The sequence below is a fragment of the Delftia tsuruhatensis NBRC 16741 genome, assembly GCF_001571325.1.
Classification (GTDB): Bacteria; Pseudomonadota; Gammaproteobacteria; order Burkholderiales; family Burkholderiaceae_C; genus Comamonas; species Comamonas tsuruhatensis.
Genome location: NZ_BCTO01000022.1, coordinates 215928 through 229253, shown reverse-complemented (window position 1 = coordinate 229253; position 13326 = coordinate 215928). Strand labels below are relative to the sequence as shown.

13 protein-coding genes are annotated in these 13326 nt (G+C 69.4%); 7 read left to right on the top strand and 6 right to left on the bottom strand.

The features are described from left to right. Window positions 1–2: 2 nt before the first annotated feature. Window positions 3–893, bottom strand: coding sequence for an amidohydrolase family protein (locus tag DTS01S_RS11500; RefSeq protein ID WP_082774899.1), 891 nt, complete (start codon window positions 891–893; stop codon window positions 3–5). Window positions 894–963: 70 nt separating this feature from the next. Between DTS01S_RS11500 and DTS01S_RS11495 the strand changes: the two genes are divergently transcribed. The 4 genes from DTS01S_RS11495 to DTS01S_RS11480 all read left to right on the top strand — a co-directional run bounded on the left by DTS01S_RS11495 (window position 964) and on the right by DTS01S_RS11480 (window position 3938). Next, complete coding sequence (locus DTS01S_RS11495; protein ID WP_061287740.1) at window positions 964–1935, top strand: LysR family transcriptional regulator; 972 nt, start codon at window positions 964–966, stop codon at window positions 1933–1935. Between the two features lie 24 nt (window positions 1936–1959). Then, window positions 1960–2226: an antitoxin gene (locus DTS01S_RS11490; protein WP_016448241.1), complete on the top strand. Its 267-nt coding sequence runs from the start codon at window positions 1960–1962 to the stop codon at window positions 2224–2226. Beyond that, complete coding sequence (locus DTS01S_RS11485; RefSeq protein ID WP_034367439.1) at window positions 2223–2669, top strand: type II toxin-antitoxin system VapC family toxin; 447 nt, start codon at window positions 2223–2225, stop codon at window positions 2667–2669. The genes DTS01S_RS11490 and DTS01S_RS11485 overlap by 4 nt, the downstream gene beginning before the upstream one ends. A 63-nt stretch (window positions 2670–2732) precedes the next feature. After that, entirely contained in the window at window positions 2733–3938 is a 1206-nt protein-coding gene (locus DTS01S_RS11480; protein WP_061287739.1) for an MFS transporter, read from the top strand. Window positions 3939–3950: 12 nt separating this feature from the next. Here the strand turns inward: DTS01S_RS11480 and DTS01S_RS11475 are convergent, their stop codons facing one another. From DTS01S_RS11475 to DTS01S_RS11460, 4 genes are read right to left on the bottom strand one after another with little or no spacing between them, the layout of a single operon-like run. Then, window positions 3951–5084 (bottom strand): ABC transporter permease, encoded by a 1134-nt coding sequence (locus DTS01S_RS11475; RefSeq protein WP_061287738.1) that lies wholly within the window; start codon window positions 5082–5084, stop codon window positions 3951–3953. 1 nt (window position 5085) lies between these two features. Next, window positions 5086–6300, bottom strand: a complete 1215-nt coding sequence (locus DTS01S_RS11470; RefSeq protein WP_017406195.1) for an ABC transporter permease — start codon at window positions 6298–6300, stop codon at window positions 5086–5088. A gap of 13 nt (window positions 6301–6313) precedes the next feature. After that, window positions 6314–7363 (bottom strand): HlyD family secretion protein, encoded by a 1050-nt coding sequence (locus DTS01S_RS11465; RefSeq protein ID WP_016448246.1) that lies wholly within the window; start codon window positions 7361–7363, stop codon window positions 6314–6316. Then, window positions 7360–8811 carry a TolC family protein gene (locus DTS01S_RS11460; protein ID WP_061287737.1) on the bottom strand — a complete coding sequence of 484 codons (1452 nt, stop codon included), beginning with the start codon at window positions 8809–8811 and terminating at the stop codon, window positions 7360–7362. The genes DTS01S_RS11465 and DTS01S_RS11460 overlap by 4 nt, the downstream gene beginning before the upstream one ends. A 283-nt stretch (window positions 8812–9094) precedes the next feature. Between DTS01S_RS11460 and argA the strand changes: the two genes are divergently transcribed. Continuing rightward, window positions 9095–10441: an amino-acid N-acetyltransferase gene (gene argA, locus DTS01S_RS11455; RefSeq protein WP_012206372.1), complete on the top strand. Its 1347-nt coding sequence runs from the start codon at window positions 9095–9097 to the stop codon at window positions 10439–10441. Window positions 10442–10612: 171 nt separating this feature from the next. Here the strand turns inward: argA and bla are convergent, their stop codons facing one another. Next, the gene (gene bla / locus DTS01S_RS11450) at window positions 10613–11524 is read right to left on the bottom strand and encodes a class A beta-lactamase (protein ID WP_012206373.1); all 912 of its coding nucleotides are present in this window, start codon (window positions 11522–11524) and stop codon (window positions 10613–10615) included. Window positions 11525–11633: 109 nt separating this feature from the next. Here bla and DTS01S_RS11445 point away from each other — a divergent pair, with 109 nt between their 5' ends. Beyond that, window positions 11634–12491, top strand: coding sequence for a LysR family transcriptional regulator (locus DTS01S_RS11445; protein WP_012206374.1), 858 nt, complete (start codon window positions 11634–11636; stop codon window positions 12489–12491). Window positions 12492–12584: 93 nt separating this feature from the next. Then, the gene (locus DTS01S_RS11440; RefSeq protein WP_013801706.1) at window positions 12585–13256 is read left to right on the top strand and encodes a glutathione S-transferase; all 672 of its coding nucleotides are present in this window, start codon (window positions 12585–12587) and stop codon (window positions 13254–13256) included. Window positions 13257–13326: the final 70 nt, after the last annotated feature.

Here is a 13326-nt window from a genome sequence, read left to right as displayed (position 1 = left end):
AATCAATGACCCCAATACAGGCGCGCGGGGTTATCGACCAATACCGTGTGCCTGTATTCCTCTGGAACCCAATCCATCAATGCCTGCGCCAATTCGCCAACAGAATTCGAACGGGCCTTTATTCCGGGATGCGGCCAGTCCGACCCCCATACGATCCGGTGCGGATTGGCCTGCACCAGGGCATGTGCAATGGGAGTCACGGCCGGATCCACGGCCGATGCCGTTGCCGATATCCGGTAGGCGCCCGAGAACTTCACCCAGGCCCGCCCTTCCTTCATCAGCGCCTGCAGGTTGCAGCTGCCCGGCCCGCCGGCGCCCAGCTGGCGCGACGGGTGGCCGAAGTGATCCACCACCACGGCCACGCCCATGTCGGCCACGCGCTGCGCCAGGCCAGGGTCGTCATCCACGTTCACCAGCAATTGCACATGCCAGCCCAGGCCCCGGATGCGGTCGGCCACGGCCTGCAGGCTGGAGACGGAGACCCCGCCCGGAAACAGCGCATTGCACCGTGCGCCGCGCACGCCCAGGGCGTGCAGCGCTTCGATCTCCGCCTCCGGCGTGTCCTCGTAGATCACGGCCACGCCACGCATGCGGCCCGCTTCGGCATGGCGCAGCGTCTGCTTGAGAAGGCCGTGGTCGCGGCCATACACGCTGGGCTGGACCAGAACGCAGCGGGCCACGCCCAATGGGCGAAAGGCTTTCCAATAATCGTCCATGGACGCGACGGCCGGTGTATAGGCGCGTTCCGCAATCAACGGAAAATCATCGAAACGACCAAATACATGGAAATGGGTATCGCAGGAATTTTCTGGAAACAGATATTGTTCCGCTGGATTTTCTGCTGCGTCGCAATCAACGGCACAGCGGTTGAAACTGGGTGAATTCATGGGCATTCATTTCAAAGCTGATGCATTGTCGTGAGGCACGTAAAATTCAGTCAAGCTCATCTTTGTCATCATCAAAATGAACAGCATTCAACATGCAGACGGCACGCCCCGGGCCCCGGTCAACCTGCGCAGCATCGACCTCAACCTGCTGGTGATCTTCGAGGCCCTGGTGGAGGAACGCAGCGTGGGCAAGGCCGCCGCGCGGCTGGGCATCACCTCCTCGGCCGTCAGCCATGCGCTGCGCCGGCTGCGCACCCAGTTCAACGATCCGCTGCTGCTGCGCACGGCCGAAGGCATGTCGCCCACGCCCGAGGCCGTGCGCCTGGCGCGCAGCTTCCGCAAGGCCTTCAGCGAGATCGAAAGCGCCATCGAAGTCAGCAAGGGCTTCGATCCGGCCACGGCGCGGCGCAATTTCCACCTGCGCCTGTCCGACTACGTGGGCGTGCTGCTGCTCCCGCAGCTGTGCATCCATCTGCGTACGGTGGCGCCGGGCATCAGCCTGTCGGTGCAGTCCTTCGACGGCCGCCAGCCCTCGGACCGCGTCGAGTACGAAGGCGTGGAAATCCGCCTTTCCGTCTCGCGCGGTCGCTCGGTGCTGTCGGCGTCACGGCGCCTGCTGGACGACCAGTGGATGGTGCTGATGCGCAAGGACCATCCGGCCGCCGCCTCCCCGCTCACGCTGGAAAAATACCTGGAGCAGGGCCACCTGAAGGTCACGGGCGTGGGCAGCAGCATCGTGGACGAACTCCTGGCCGAGCGCGGGCTGGCGCGGCGCGTGATGTTCCAGGTGCCCACCTGGCTGGGCATGGTGCCCGTCATCGAATCCACCGACCTGGTGGCCGCCATGCCCGCGCACTGGATGCACAGCGTGCTGTCCGGCTCCAACTGCGTGGCGCGCCCCATGCCCCTGCCCGAGCTGGCCCTGTCCATCGACGCCGTCTGGCATCCGCGCAACGACCATGACGCGGGGCACAAATGGTTCAGGGAGCTGATCCACCAGATCTTCCAGGAGGCGTACAGCAAGTCACAGTGCGGATATATACTTTGATACATACCAGCAGGAGGAATCACCGTGACGCAGACTGCCAAGCTTTTCACCACCGGTCGCAGCCAGGCCGTGCGCCTTCCCTATGAATTCCGGTTCGAGGAAAAAGAGGTCTACATACGTCGCGACCCCGTCACGGGCGACGTGATCCTGTCGCGCCGTCCCGACTCATGGCAAGAGTTCTTTGCGCTCGACGCCACCACCGACGTGCCGGCCGATTTCATGGACACCGCTGACCGAGCGCAGCCAGAGTCAGGCCGCGATCCGTTTGCCGACGAAGGCAGTACGCGATGACACGCTACCTGCTGGACACCAACATCGCCAGCCACATCATCAAAGGCGATATCCCTGCCGTGCGCGAACAGCTGGTTCGCGTACCCATGCACCAGATCGCAGTGTCGGCGGTCACGCAGGCCGAACTGATGTACGGGGTCGCCAAGCGCGGCCACCCTGCCGGGCTGTCGCTGCGGGTGACAGGGTTCCTGGCCCGCGTCGAGGTGCTGCCCTGGACGGCCCAGGTGGCCGATGCCTACGGCCACCTGCGCGCCGCTTGCGAGGCGGCCGGCATCACGCTGGCCTCCATGGACATGATGATTGCCGCGCACGCCCTGCTCCTGCAGCAGCAGGCCGCGCAGGCCGGCGAGCGCTCGGTGCTGGTCACAAGAGACCGGGTGTTCAGCCGCATTCCCGAACCCGGACTGGCCATCGCGGACTGGACGACCGGCCCGGCTGGCTGAATCGGCGCTTAACCCAGCCCTCATGCTTTTCGGTGAAGATGCGGTCTTTCCGCCGCACAAGCCATGACACCAGAACAACACACTCCAGCGCTGCAGCGCCGCAACCTCGGCCTGCTCGTGGCCGCGCAATCGCTGGGGGGCGCGTCGCCACCCATCATCATTTCGCTGGGCGGCCTGGTCGGCCAGCAGCTGTCCACCAATCCCACGGCCACCACGCTGCCGGTCAGCATCTACCAGCTGGGCCTGGCGCTGTCCACGCTGCCTGCGGCCTGGCTGATGCAGCGCATGGGGCGGCGCACGGCCTATGTGCTGGGCGCCATCCTGGGCGTGGTCTCGGGCGTGATCGCGGCCCAGGGCATTGCGCACTCCGATTTCGTGACCTTCTGCATCGGCACGGCGCTGGCGGGCTTTTACGCGGCCTGCGTGCAGAGCTACCGCTTCGCGGCCACCGACGCCATGACCGCCCCCGCCGAGCAGGCGCGCGCCATCTCGCGCGTGATGATCGGCGGGCTGATCGCGGCCATCATCGGCCCGCAGGTGGTGATCTGGACGCGCGACGCCCTGCCCATGACGCCGTTCGCCGGCAGCTTCTACAGCCAGGCCGTGCTCGCCCTGCTGGCCCTGCCGCTGCTGCTGGGCCTGAAGCTGCCGCCGCCCCAGGCCCGCGCCGTGGCGGGCGAGGCCCGGCCGCTGGCCGAGATTGCGCGCACGCCGCAGTTCATCGTGGCGGCTTCGGCCGGCGTGGTCAGCTACGGCCTCATGGCCTTTCTGATGACGGCCGCGCCCATGGCCATGGTGGGCTGCGGCCACACGGTGGGCGAGGCGGCGCTGGGCATCCAGTGGCATGTGCTGGCCATGTTCGCGCCCAGCTTCGTCACGGGCCGGCTGATCGCGCGCTTCGGCAAGCGCCGCATCACGGCGCTGGGGCCGGTGATGATCGCCGCCTCGGCCCTGATGGCGCTGATGGGGCTGGAGCTGCTGCACTTCTGGGGCTCCCTGGTGCTGCTGGGCGTGGGCTGGAACTTCGGCTTCATCGGCGCCACCGCCATGGTCACCGAGTGCTACCGGCCCGCAGAGCGCGCCAAGGTGCAGGCGCTCAACGATTTCCTGGTCTTCGGCACCGTGGCCGTGGCCTCGTTCGGCTCGGGCCAGCTGCTGCACACGGCCGGCTGGGACGGCATCAACACCTGGCTGCTGCCCATCGTGGGCGTGGTGCTGCTGATGCTGGCCATGCAGGGACGGGGTCGCGGCGCGGGCGCGCCGGCCTGAAGCCCCGACCGGTCAATCGCCAGGGTCCGCACGGCGGCTGCCCAGCCAGAGCACGGCCACCCAGCCCAGCAGCGCCAGGGCCAGCAGCACGGACAGATGCCATAGCGCCGCCTCCAGTGGCGCGCCGGCCTGGTTCAGTCGCAGCGAGGCCTGGATGGCGGCCGTGCTGGGCGACAGCCAGCGCAGCGCCTGCAGCAGTTGCGGCAGGGCCTCGGCCGGCCAGCTGAAGCCGCCGACGAAGGCCAGCGGGATGGAGGTGAACAGCACCACCTGCATGGCACGCTCGCGGTTGGCCAGCCACCAGCCCAGCAGCGCCGCCGCTCCCGCCACGGCCGGGACGAAGACGGCCAGCAGCGCCAGCGCGCCCCAGGGATTGCCGCCGCGCGGATAGTCGTGCCAGACAAAGATCCAGCCGAAGTAATACAGGCTCGAGAGCCAGCCCAGCGTGCACAGCGCCAGCAGCCGCGCCAGCCAGGTGCGTGCCGGCGCCCTGTCCAATCCCTGCTCGCGCCAGGTTCCCACCAGCAGCGCGCCGCCCATGAGCAGCGTCTGCTGCAGGATGATGATGGCCACGGCGGCGACGACGAAGCTGCCGTAGCCTTCCGTCGGATTGAACAGGGCCTGCATCTGCAGGTTGACGGGCGAGCGGCTGGCCTGGGCCTGCAGTGCGCTCTGTCCGCCGGCCGTCAGCCGCCGCAGCTCCACGCCTGCCGAGACCGTGCCGAAGGCTTCGGCAAAGCCGTACTGCACCTGCTTGGCGGCCAGCGGGTAGGCACCGTTGGCATAGACGGGGACCACGGCCTCTTCGCTGCGCACCACGCGGCGCTTGAGGTCGCGCGGCAGCAGCGCGTAGCCCATGACGCGGCCATCCAGCAGGGCCTGCTGCGCCTGGGCCTCGTCGCCCGTGACCAGAGCGACTTCGATGCGCGGGCTGGCCTGGGCAAAGCGCATCATCTGGCGTGCCAGCCCGCTGCCGTCGTGCTGCACCACGGCCACGGGCACGCGCTGCACCACCTCCTGCCCATAGAACCAGGGATAGAAGAAGCCGTAGAGCACGGGCGCGCCCACCAGCAGCATGAGCACGCCCACGTCGCCGAACACGGCACGCAGGGCGTTGAGGAAGTCATGCGCAAAGCCCCTGGCCATCTCAGCGCCCTCCCCATTTGTCGGGGCGGGAAAGGCCGCGCGCCAGGCCTGCCGTGGCCAGCAGCAGCAACACCAGCGCGGCCAGCAATAGCCCGGCCACCACGGGCAGGCTCTGCACGATGGGCGCGCCCATCTGCAACTGCTCTATCTGCAGCCGCGCATAGTGGGTATAGGGCATGGACAGGGCCCAGGCACGTGCCGAATCCGGCATGGCCAGCAGCGGAAAACCCACGCCGCTGAACGCAAAGGCCGGCGCCGACAGCAGGCCCGCGCCCGAAAGCGCCGTGCGCAGCGACAGCGTGAGCGCCGCCAGCAGCGCCCCGGCCGCCAGGCTCACGGCGATCAGCAGCAGCAGGGCCAGCGCCACCCAGGCCAGGCTGGCAGCGCCCTGCCCCGGATGCCAGCCCCGTCCGGCCGTGAGCCACAGCATGGCCAGCGTACCGCCCAGGCCCAGGCTGGCCCAGGACAGCGCCAGCTTGCCCGCCAAGGCGCCCGCAATGGCGCTCCAGCCGGGCTTTGCCGGGCCCGCAGCCTCGGCCATCCACTGGCCCAGCGTGCGGTCGCGCAGCTCGCGCCCCACGGACCAGGCGCCGGCCGTCATGCCCAGGATGTGCAGCAGCGCGGGAATCAGCGCCGCCGCCAGGAACTGCTCGTAATTGGTGGAGATGTTGAACAGCGACACCAGGTTGGTGCGTATGGGCTCCATGCGCACGCGCAGCGCCTGGGCCGGGTCGCCGCGCTTGGCACGGGCCTGCATTTCCACGCCGGCCGACAGCGTTCCCACCACCTGGCGCAGGTCGCGCTGGATCAGGCTGGAATGCGTGGCCAGCTGGGCGTTGTGCATGAGCACCACGTCGGCCCCCTGGCCCCGCTTGATGTCGCGCGCAAAGCCGGGCGGGATCTGCACCACGGCGTAGGCATTCATGGACTGCAGCGCCCATTGCGCCTCGGAGGCATTGAGCGCCTGCGACTGCACGGCCAGGCCCGGCGTGGCGTCCAGCATGCGCACCAGCTGGCGCGACAGGGCGCTGTGGTCCTGGTCCCAGACGGCGACGGGCAGGCGCTGGACCAGGCCTGCCGAGAAGATCCAGACCATGAGCAGCAGCGCCAGCAGCGGCACCCAGCTGACCATGGCCAGGTCCCAGGGCCGTCCGCGCAGCAGACGCCATTCGCGCCGCAGGCTGGCGGCAAAGGCCGTGGGCGGGTTCGCGCTCACTGCCGCCGGCCGCTCAACGGCCGCCTTCCACGACCACGCTCATGCCGGGCCGCGCGCCTGCAATGGGCTGCTGCGGCCGCGCGCGGACCTCGAAGGTGCGCGCATCGAAGCCCTGGCCGGCGCGCGTGGCGCGCCAGGTGGCGAAGTCGGGCAGCACCCCCAGGTAGTAGACCTCGAAGCCGGCCTCGCGGTTGTCCAGGCCCGGCAGGCGGCCGGTGAAGCGGCTGCCCTGGGCAAAGCGTGCAAGCTGGTCCTCGCGCACATTGAGCACCACCCACTGGTCGGCCAGGTCCACCACGGTGACCACGGCCACGCCCTGCGGGGACAGCTCGCCCTGGCGGGCCAGCACCTGGACCACCTCGCCGCCCACGGGGCTGCGCAGCTCGGTCTCGGCACGCGCGGCCTCCACCTCGGCGACCACGCCCTGCACCTGGCGTGCCTGGGCCTGGGCGGCACTGCGATCCTCCTGGCGCGCGCCCGAAGCCGCCATTTCATATTGCGCGCGCGCAGCCAGCGCCTGGTCGCGCGAGGCGCGCCAGTTGGCATCGGCTTCATCGCGCTTCTGGGCCGCAACCAGTCCCTGGTCGAACAGGCTTTGCACGCGGCGCAGCGAGGTCTGGGCCAGGTCGGCGGCCGTCTGGGCGCGCTGCCAGTTCAAGCGCGCCATCTGCACTTCCTGCGGGCGGGCGCCGGCCTGCGCCTTGTCGGCCTGGGCCTGGGCGGCATCGCGCGCGGCCTCGGCCTGGGCCAGCTTGGCGCGCACCTCGGGGCTGTCCATCTCCACCAGCAGATCGCCGGGCTGGATCTTCTGGCCTTCGGTGACCCGCACCTTGGCGATGCGCGCCGTGACCTTGGGCGCGATGTCGGTCTCGCGTGCCTCCATCTGGCCCTGGAAATACAGGGGGGCGGGCTGCGCCGCACGCCAAAAGCCCCAGGCCACGAGCAGCAGCACGGCCAGCACGATGGCCAGGGCCAGCCAGGGGCGCCTGCGCCCCGGCGGCACGGGCGCGGGGCCGGGTGCTTCGGTGGCGCTGCGGGGATGGTCGGGCGTGGCTGTGCTCATGGTGCGTCGGGTGGGATCTGTATGTCGGCCTGGGCCATGAATCGGTCGAATTCCTCGCTCTGGCCCGTGCTCTCCAGCAGTGCGGCCAGGGCCTGCACATACTGGTTGGCCAGTTCGGCACGCTGGGTCTGGACCTTGGCGAGATTGAGGCTGGCATCGATCAGGTCCAGCGTGGTGCTGGTGCCTTCCCGCAGGCCGGCCTCGCGCAGCCGCAGCAGCTCGCGCGCAAGATCCTCCTGGGCCTGCTGGGCCTGGTACTGGCGGCGTGCCTGCTCCACGCCCAGCCAGTTCTTCTCGACCAGCAGCGCGATGTCGCTGAGCGCCTGGGCTTGGGTCAGCTCGGCCTGCTCTATCTTGCGCTGCGAGGAGGCGGCCAGCGCATCGCGGTCGATGCTGTCCCACAGCGTCCAGCGCACGGCCACGCCTGCCACCCAGTTGGGCTTGCCGCTGGTGTTGACCTCGCGCGAACCGAAGGCCAGCAGCTGCGGCCGGCGCAGCGCCTCCTGGGCCTCGTGCAGGGACTCGGCCTGGCGCTTCTTGGCCTGGACCTTGTCCAGACCCGGATGGTGCGACTGGGCCGCGGTGACGAAGCCGTCCAGCGGCGGCAAAGGCCGGCTGCTGACGAACAGCGGCGTGCTGGGCAGCACCTGCCGCTGCGCCTTGACCGTGCGCGCCAGCGCCGCTGCGGCCAGGTCTGCGTCGTCGCGCGATTTGCGCGCCTGCTGCTCGGCGTCGGCCAGCGCGGCACGGGCCTGCAGGCGCTCCAGCCGGGAGATCACGCCCGCCTTGAGCATGCTTTGCGCGGCCGCGTCATGCACGCGCACGCCTTCAAGCGCACGCTCGCGCAGCCGTGCGGCCCGCTCGGCCAGCTGGGCGCCGAAGTAGCGCTGCACCAGCAGCGAATGCAGGGCGTGGCTGCTGCTGGCGGCATCGGCCAGGGCTTCGTCGGTGGCAGCGTCCAGGCCACTGCGCACCGCATCGGACAGGCCGCCCAGGTACAGCGGCCAGACCAGGGACAGGCTGGCCGAGGCATTCGTGCTCTTGCGCTGCAAGGCATAGGAGGTGGGCAGTTGCGGCAGCGAGGGAATGGCCGGCCCCACCGAGGGCGGCAGCTGGCCGAGGACGCCGTCCAGGGTGCGCCGCGCAGGATCGAGATCGATGTCGGCATTGGCCGAATAGCGGTAGCCCAGGCCCGTGATGGCCACGGAAGGCCCGCCCAGCCCCTGCGTACCCTGGCGTCTGAGCCGCGCGCTTTCGACGGCCTTGGCCGAGGCGGCCAGTTGGTCGGAGCCCTGCAGCAGCGCCTGGCGGGCCTGCACGAAGCTCATCGCGGCGGCAGCCTGGGAGGCCGGAGCCTCCCCTGCAGCCTGGGCCGCCCCTGCGACCATGCCCAGCGCCGCCAGCCACGGCACAAGGCGCGCGGGCCGCGCAAGCAACGGAAAAAACATGGAAGCGCTCAATGGCATGAATGGGGGCGCCTTGCGTGGTTCACCGATGGTGGCGAAGCTTACACGGGCTTGCAGGCGGGCTACCGTCGGACAAGGTCCTGTGCCTTGTGCCCCCGGCACTGTGCAGCAGGGTCGATTTGCCTGGCGTTCCATCCCATTTCTGTGCGCAGGTGCCGCGCCATGCCGCTACACTGGCGCCTGCCTGCGCGAGCATGTCCTGGCGGACCTGTCCGCAGGCCTTTTTTTTCTGCCCGGCATCGGCCCGATGCCCCGACTGACCACCATGTCCACCGTCTTCAACTTCACCTTCGTCCCCTGGTTCCGGTCCGTGGCTCCCTATATCCACAAGTTCCGACACCAGACCTTTGTGGTGGGACTGACGGGCGAGGCCATCGCATCGGGCAAGCTCAGCTCCATCGTCCAGGACCTGGCCATGATCCAGGCCATGGGCGTGAAGATCGTGCTGGTCCATGGCTTCCGTCCCCAGGTCAACGAACAACTGGCCGCCAAGGGTCATGAGGCCCAGTACTCGCGCGGCGTGCGCATCACTGACTCCGTGGCGCTGGACTGCGCCCAGGAAGCCGCCGGCCAGCTGCGCTACGAGATCGAGGCAGCCTTCAGCCAGGGCCTGCCCAATACGCCCATGGCCGGCGCGCGGGTGCGGGTGATCTCGGGCAACTTCCTCACGGCCCGGCCCGTGGGCATCGTGGACGGCGTGGATTTCAAGCATTCGGGCCTGGTGCGCAAGGTCGATGTCAGCGGCATCCGCAGCGCCCTGGACATGGATGCCATGGTGCTGATGTCGCCCTTCGGCTTCTCGCCCACCGGCGAGGCCTTCAACCTGAGCATGGAAGAGGTGGCCACGCGCGTGGCCATCGAGCTGAAGGCCGACAAGCTGATCTTCATGACCGAGGTGCCGGGCATCCGCATGGACCCCACGGGCCCGGCCGATGAGACCAACCCCATCGACACCGAGCTGCCGCTGGCCACGGCCCGCCGCATGCTGGCCGAGCTGCCCACGCCCGAGCAGCCCACGGACACGGGCTTTTACCTGCAGCACTGCGTGCATGCCTGCGAGCACGGCGTGGAGCGCAGCCACATCCTGCCCTTCGCCATCGACGGCGCGCTGCTGCTGGAGATCTATGTGCACGACGGCATCGGCACCATGATCATCGACGAGAAGCTGGAAGAGCTGCGCGAGGCCACGCCCGACGACGTGGCCGGCATCATCCAGCTGATCGAGCCCTTCGAGAAGGACGGCACCCTGGTCAAGCGCAGCCGCACCGAGATCGAGCGCGACATCGCCCACTACACCATCATCGAACACGATGGCGTGATCTTCGGCTGCGCCGCGCTCTACCCCTATCCCAGCGCCAGGACGGCCGAGATGGCGGCCGTCACCGTCTCGCCCAAGAGCCAGGGCACGGGCGATGGCGAGAAGCTGCTCAAGCGCATAGAGCAGCGCGCCAAGGCCCAGGGCCTGGACAGCCTGTTCGTGCTGACCACGCGCACCATGCACTGGTTCATCAAGCGCGGCTTCCAGCCCGTGGACCCCGACTGGCTGCCCGAGGCGCGCAAGGCCAAGTACAACTGGGACCGCAAAAGTCAGGTCCTGGTCAAGAAGTTGTAACCCCCTGAGGCGCTGTGCGCCTTCCCCCTCGCGAGGGGGGCATACGGGCGACCGGCGACACCCTCGGTGCGGGGGCGGCGCGGCCGGCCCAGGCCCTTCCTCGGTGTCTCTCGTCTTCAGGCAGCGCCAATTTTTTGAAATCGCCCAAATCAAGCGACATGGTGGCGCAACTTAGCCTTGCACTGCTGCCTGCCAGCGTGCGGCCGCCTTGCCGGCCGCTGCCAGCGCCGCATCGCGCTGCGGCGCGTCGGCCGGGCATTCGGTGAGGTAGCCCGTCACCAGCAGCGGTGCGCTTTGCGGCGTGGGCCAGGCGATGACGGCATCGTTGGCCGTGCCGCGATCGCCGGTGCCCGTCTTGCCACCCACACGCCAGCCGGCCGGCATGCCCGCGCGCAGGCGCTTGTCGCCCGTGCGGCTGGCCACCAGCCACTGCTGCAGCAGCGCGCGGCCATGGCCGTCCAGCACCGATCCCAGCAGCAGGCGCTGCATGCTTTGCACCATGGCCAGGGGCGTGGTGGTGTCGCGCTCGTCGCCGGGCAGGCCTTCGTTGAGCTCGGGCTCCATGCGGTCCAGGCGCGTGGTCTCGTCGCCGCTGGCGCGCAGCCACTGCGTCAGCGCCTGCGGGCCGCCGCTGGCGTCCAGCAGCAGGTTGGCGGCCGTGTTGTCGCTGAGCACCACGGCGGCCTCGCACAGCTCGGAGATGGTCATGCCGCCGCCATCGCCGGCACGCGGGCCGCTGGCCGGCGAGTAGGGAACCAGCCGGGAGCTGGCGTAGTGCACGCGGCGCGACAGGCGCTCATCGCCCTGCTGCACGCGGTCCAGCACCTGGGCGGCCAGCAGCAGCTTGAAGGTGCTGCACATGACAAAGCGCTCGTCGCCGCGGTGGTCCACGCTGGCGCCCGACTCCGCCTCCAGCACGGCCACGCCGAGCCGGCCGCCCACACTTTTCTCGATGCGCGCCAGCTCGGTCCTGAAGGCCTGGTCGGCAGCCCCCTGTTTTTTTGATGGCAGGGCGCAGCCTGCCAGCCCGGCCGCCATCCAGGCGGCCGCGCCGCCCGTCATCAGAAAATCGCGTCTTTGCATTGTTTTTCCTTTTCAGTTGCAGATCGACAAACGCAACGATAGCGCCGCGCCCAATCTGCGACCAGCGTGAATAATTGGCAGCATCCCTTAGAAAAACTATTGGCTCACCATGCAACTGCCCCTCAATGCCCTGCGCATGTTCGACGCGGCCGCGCGCCATCTCAACCTGACGCGGGCGGCCGACGAGCTGTGCGTGACCCAGGCCGCCGTCAGCCAGCACATCCGCAACCTGGAGGAGCGCCTGGGCAAGCCGCTGTTCCGGCGCCTGCCGCGCGGCCTGGCGCTGACCGACGAAGGCCATGCGCTGTGGCCTGCCGTGGCCGAGAGCTTTGCGCGCATAGAGCATTCGCTGCAGCAGGTGGCCGAGCCACGCCCGCGCGAGGTCCTCACCGTGGGCGTGGTCGGCACCTTCGCCATCGGCTGGCTGATTCCCAGGCTGGGCCAGTTCCAGCAGCAGCACCCCTACATCGACCTGCGACTGCTCACGCACAACAACCGCGTGGACCTGGCCGGCGAAGGGCTGGATGCGGCCGTGCGCTTCGGCGACGGCGCCTGGCAGGGCACGCGCGCCGAGCTGCTGCTGCGCGCGCCGCTGACGCCCATGTGCACCCCGGCCCTGGCCCAGCGCCTGCGCCAGCCGGCCGACCTGGCCGGGCAGACGCTGCTGCGCTCGTACCGCCTGCAGGAGTGGGAGAGCTGGTTTGCCACGCTGGACCAGAGCGCGCCGCTGGCGCGCGGGGCCATGTTCGACTCCTCGCTGACGCTGGCCGAGGCGGCCGCCCAGGGCGCGGGCGTGGCCCTGCTGCCGGCGCGCATGTTCCAGCACCTGCTGCAGCAGGGCCGGCTGGTGCGCCCCTTCGAGCAGGAGGTGGACACGGGCGCCTACTGGCTGACCCACCTGCGCTCGCGCGCACCCAGTGCGGCGCTCAAGACCTTCAGGCAATGGCTGCTGGCGCAGTTGCAATAGCCACGGACGCCCGCGGCAAGACCCGCAGGCCGCCCGACTTTGGCCCCGGCGCTATCATCTGCCGCTTTTGGCCCCTAGCCCCGTTCCCGCTCCATGACCCAGACCCTGCCGGTTCTCTACTCGTTTCGCCGCTGCCCCTACGCCATCCGCGCCCGCCTGGCGCTGGCCCATGCCGGCCTGGCCTGCGAGCTGCGCGAAATCAACCTGCGCAACAAGCCGCAGGCGCTGCTCGACGCTTCGCCCAAGGGCACGGTGCCCGTGCTGGTGCTGGAGGACGGCCGCGTGATCGAGCAAAGCCTGGATGTCATGCTGCACGCGCTGCGCGCCAATGACCCGGACGGCTGGCTGGCACCGACCAGCGGTTCGCTGCCGGACATGCTGGCGCTGATCGAACGCAACGACGGCTTTTTCAAGCACGCCCTGGACCGCTGCAAGTACCCCGAGCGCTACACGGCCGAAGAGGTCAACCACGCCCAGGCCGATGCCCTGACCTGGCTGGCCGAGCTGGACGACCAGCTGGAGGCCACCGGCTACCTGTTCGGCCAGAACCCCAGCCTGGCCGACATGGCGCTGCGCCCCTTCGTGCGCCAGTACGCGCGCATCGACGAGTCGCAATGGAACGAGCAGCCCTGGCCGCACCTGCAGGCCTGGCTGCAGCGCTGGATCGACTCGGCCCTGTTCGCCGAAGTGATGGAAACCTACCCGGGCTGGGTGCCCGGCACGCGCGGCCCGGTCTTTGCCGCCGGCGGCGTGGGCAGCGACTGACGCCTGCCCGCCCCGTGTGCCCTGCCCCGGGTCGGCAGGGGCTGCGCAAGGCAGGCAAAGCTGGCACAGT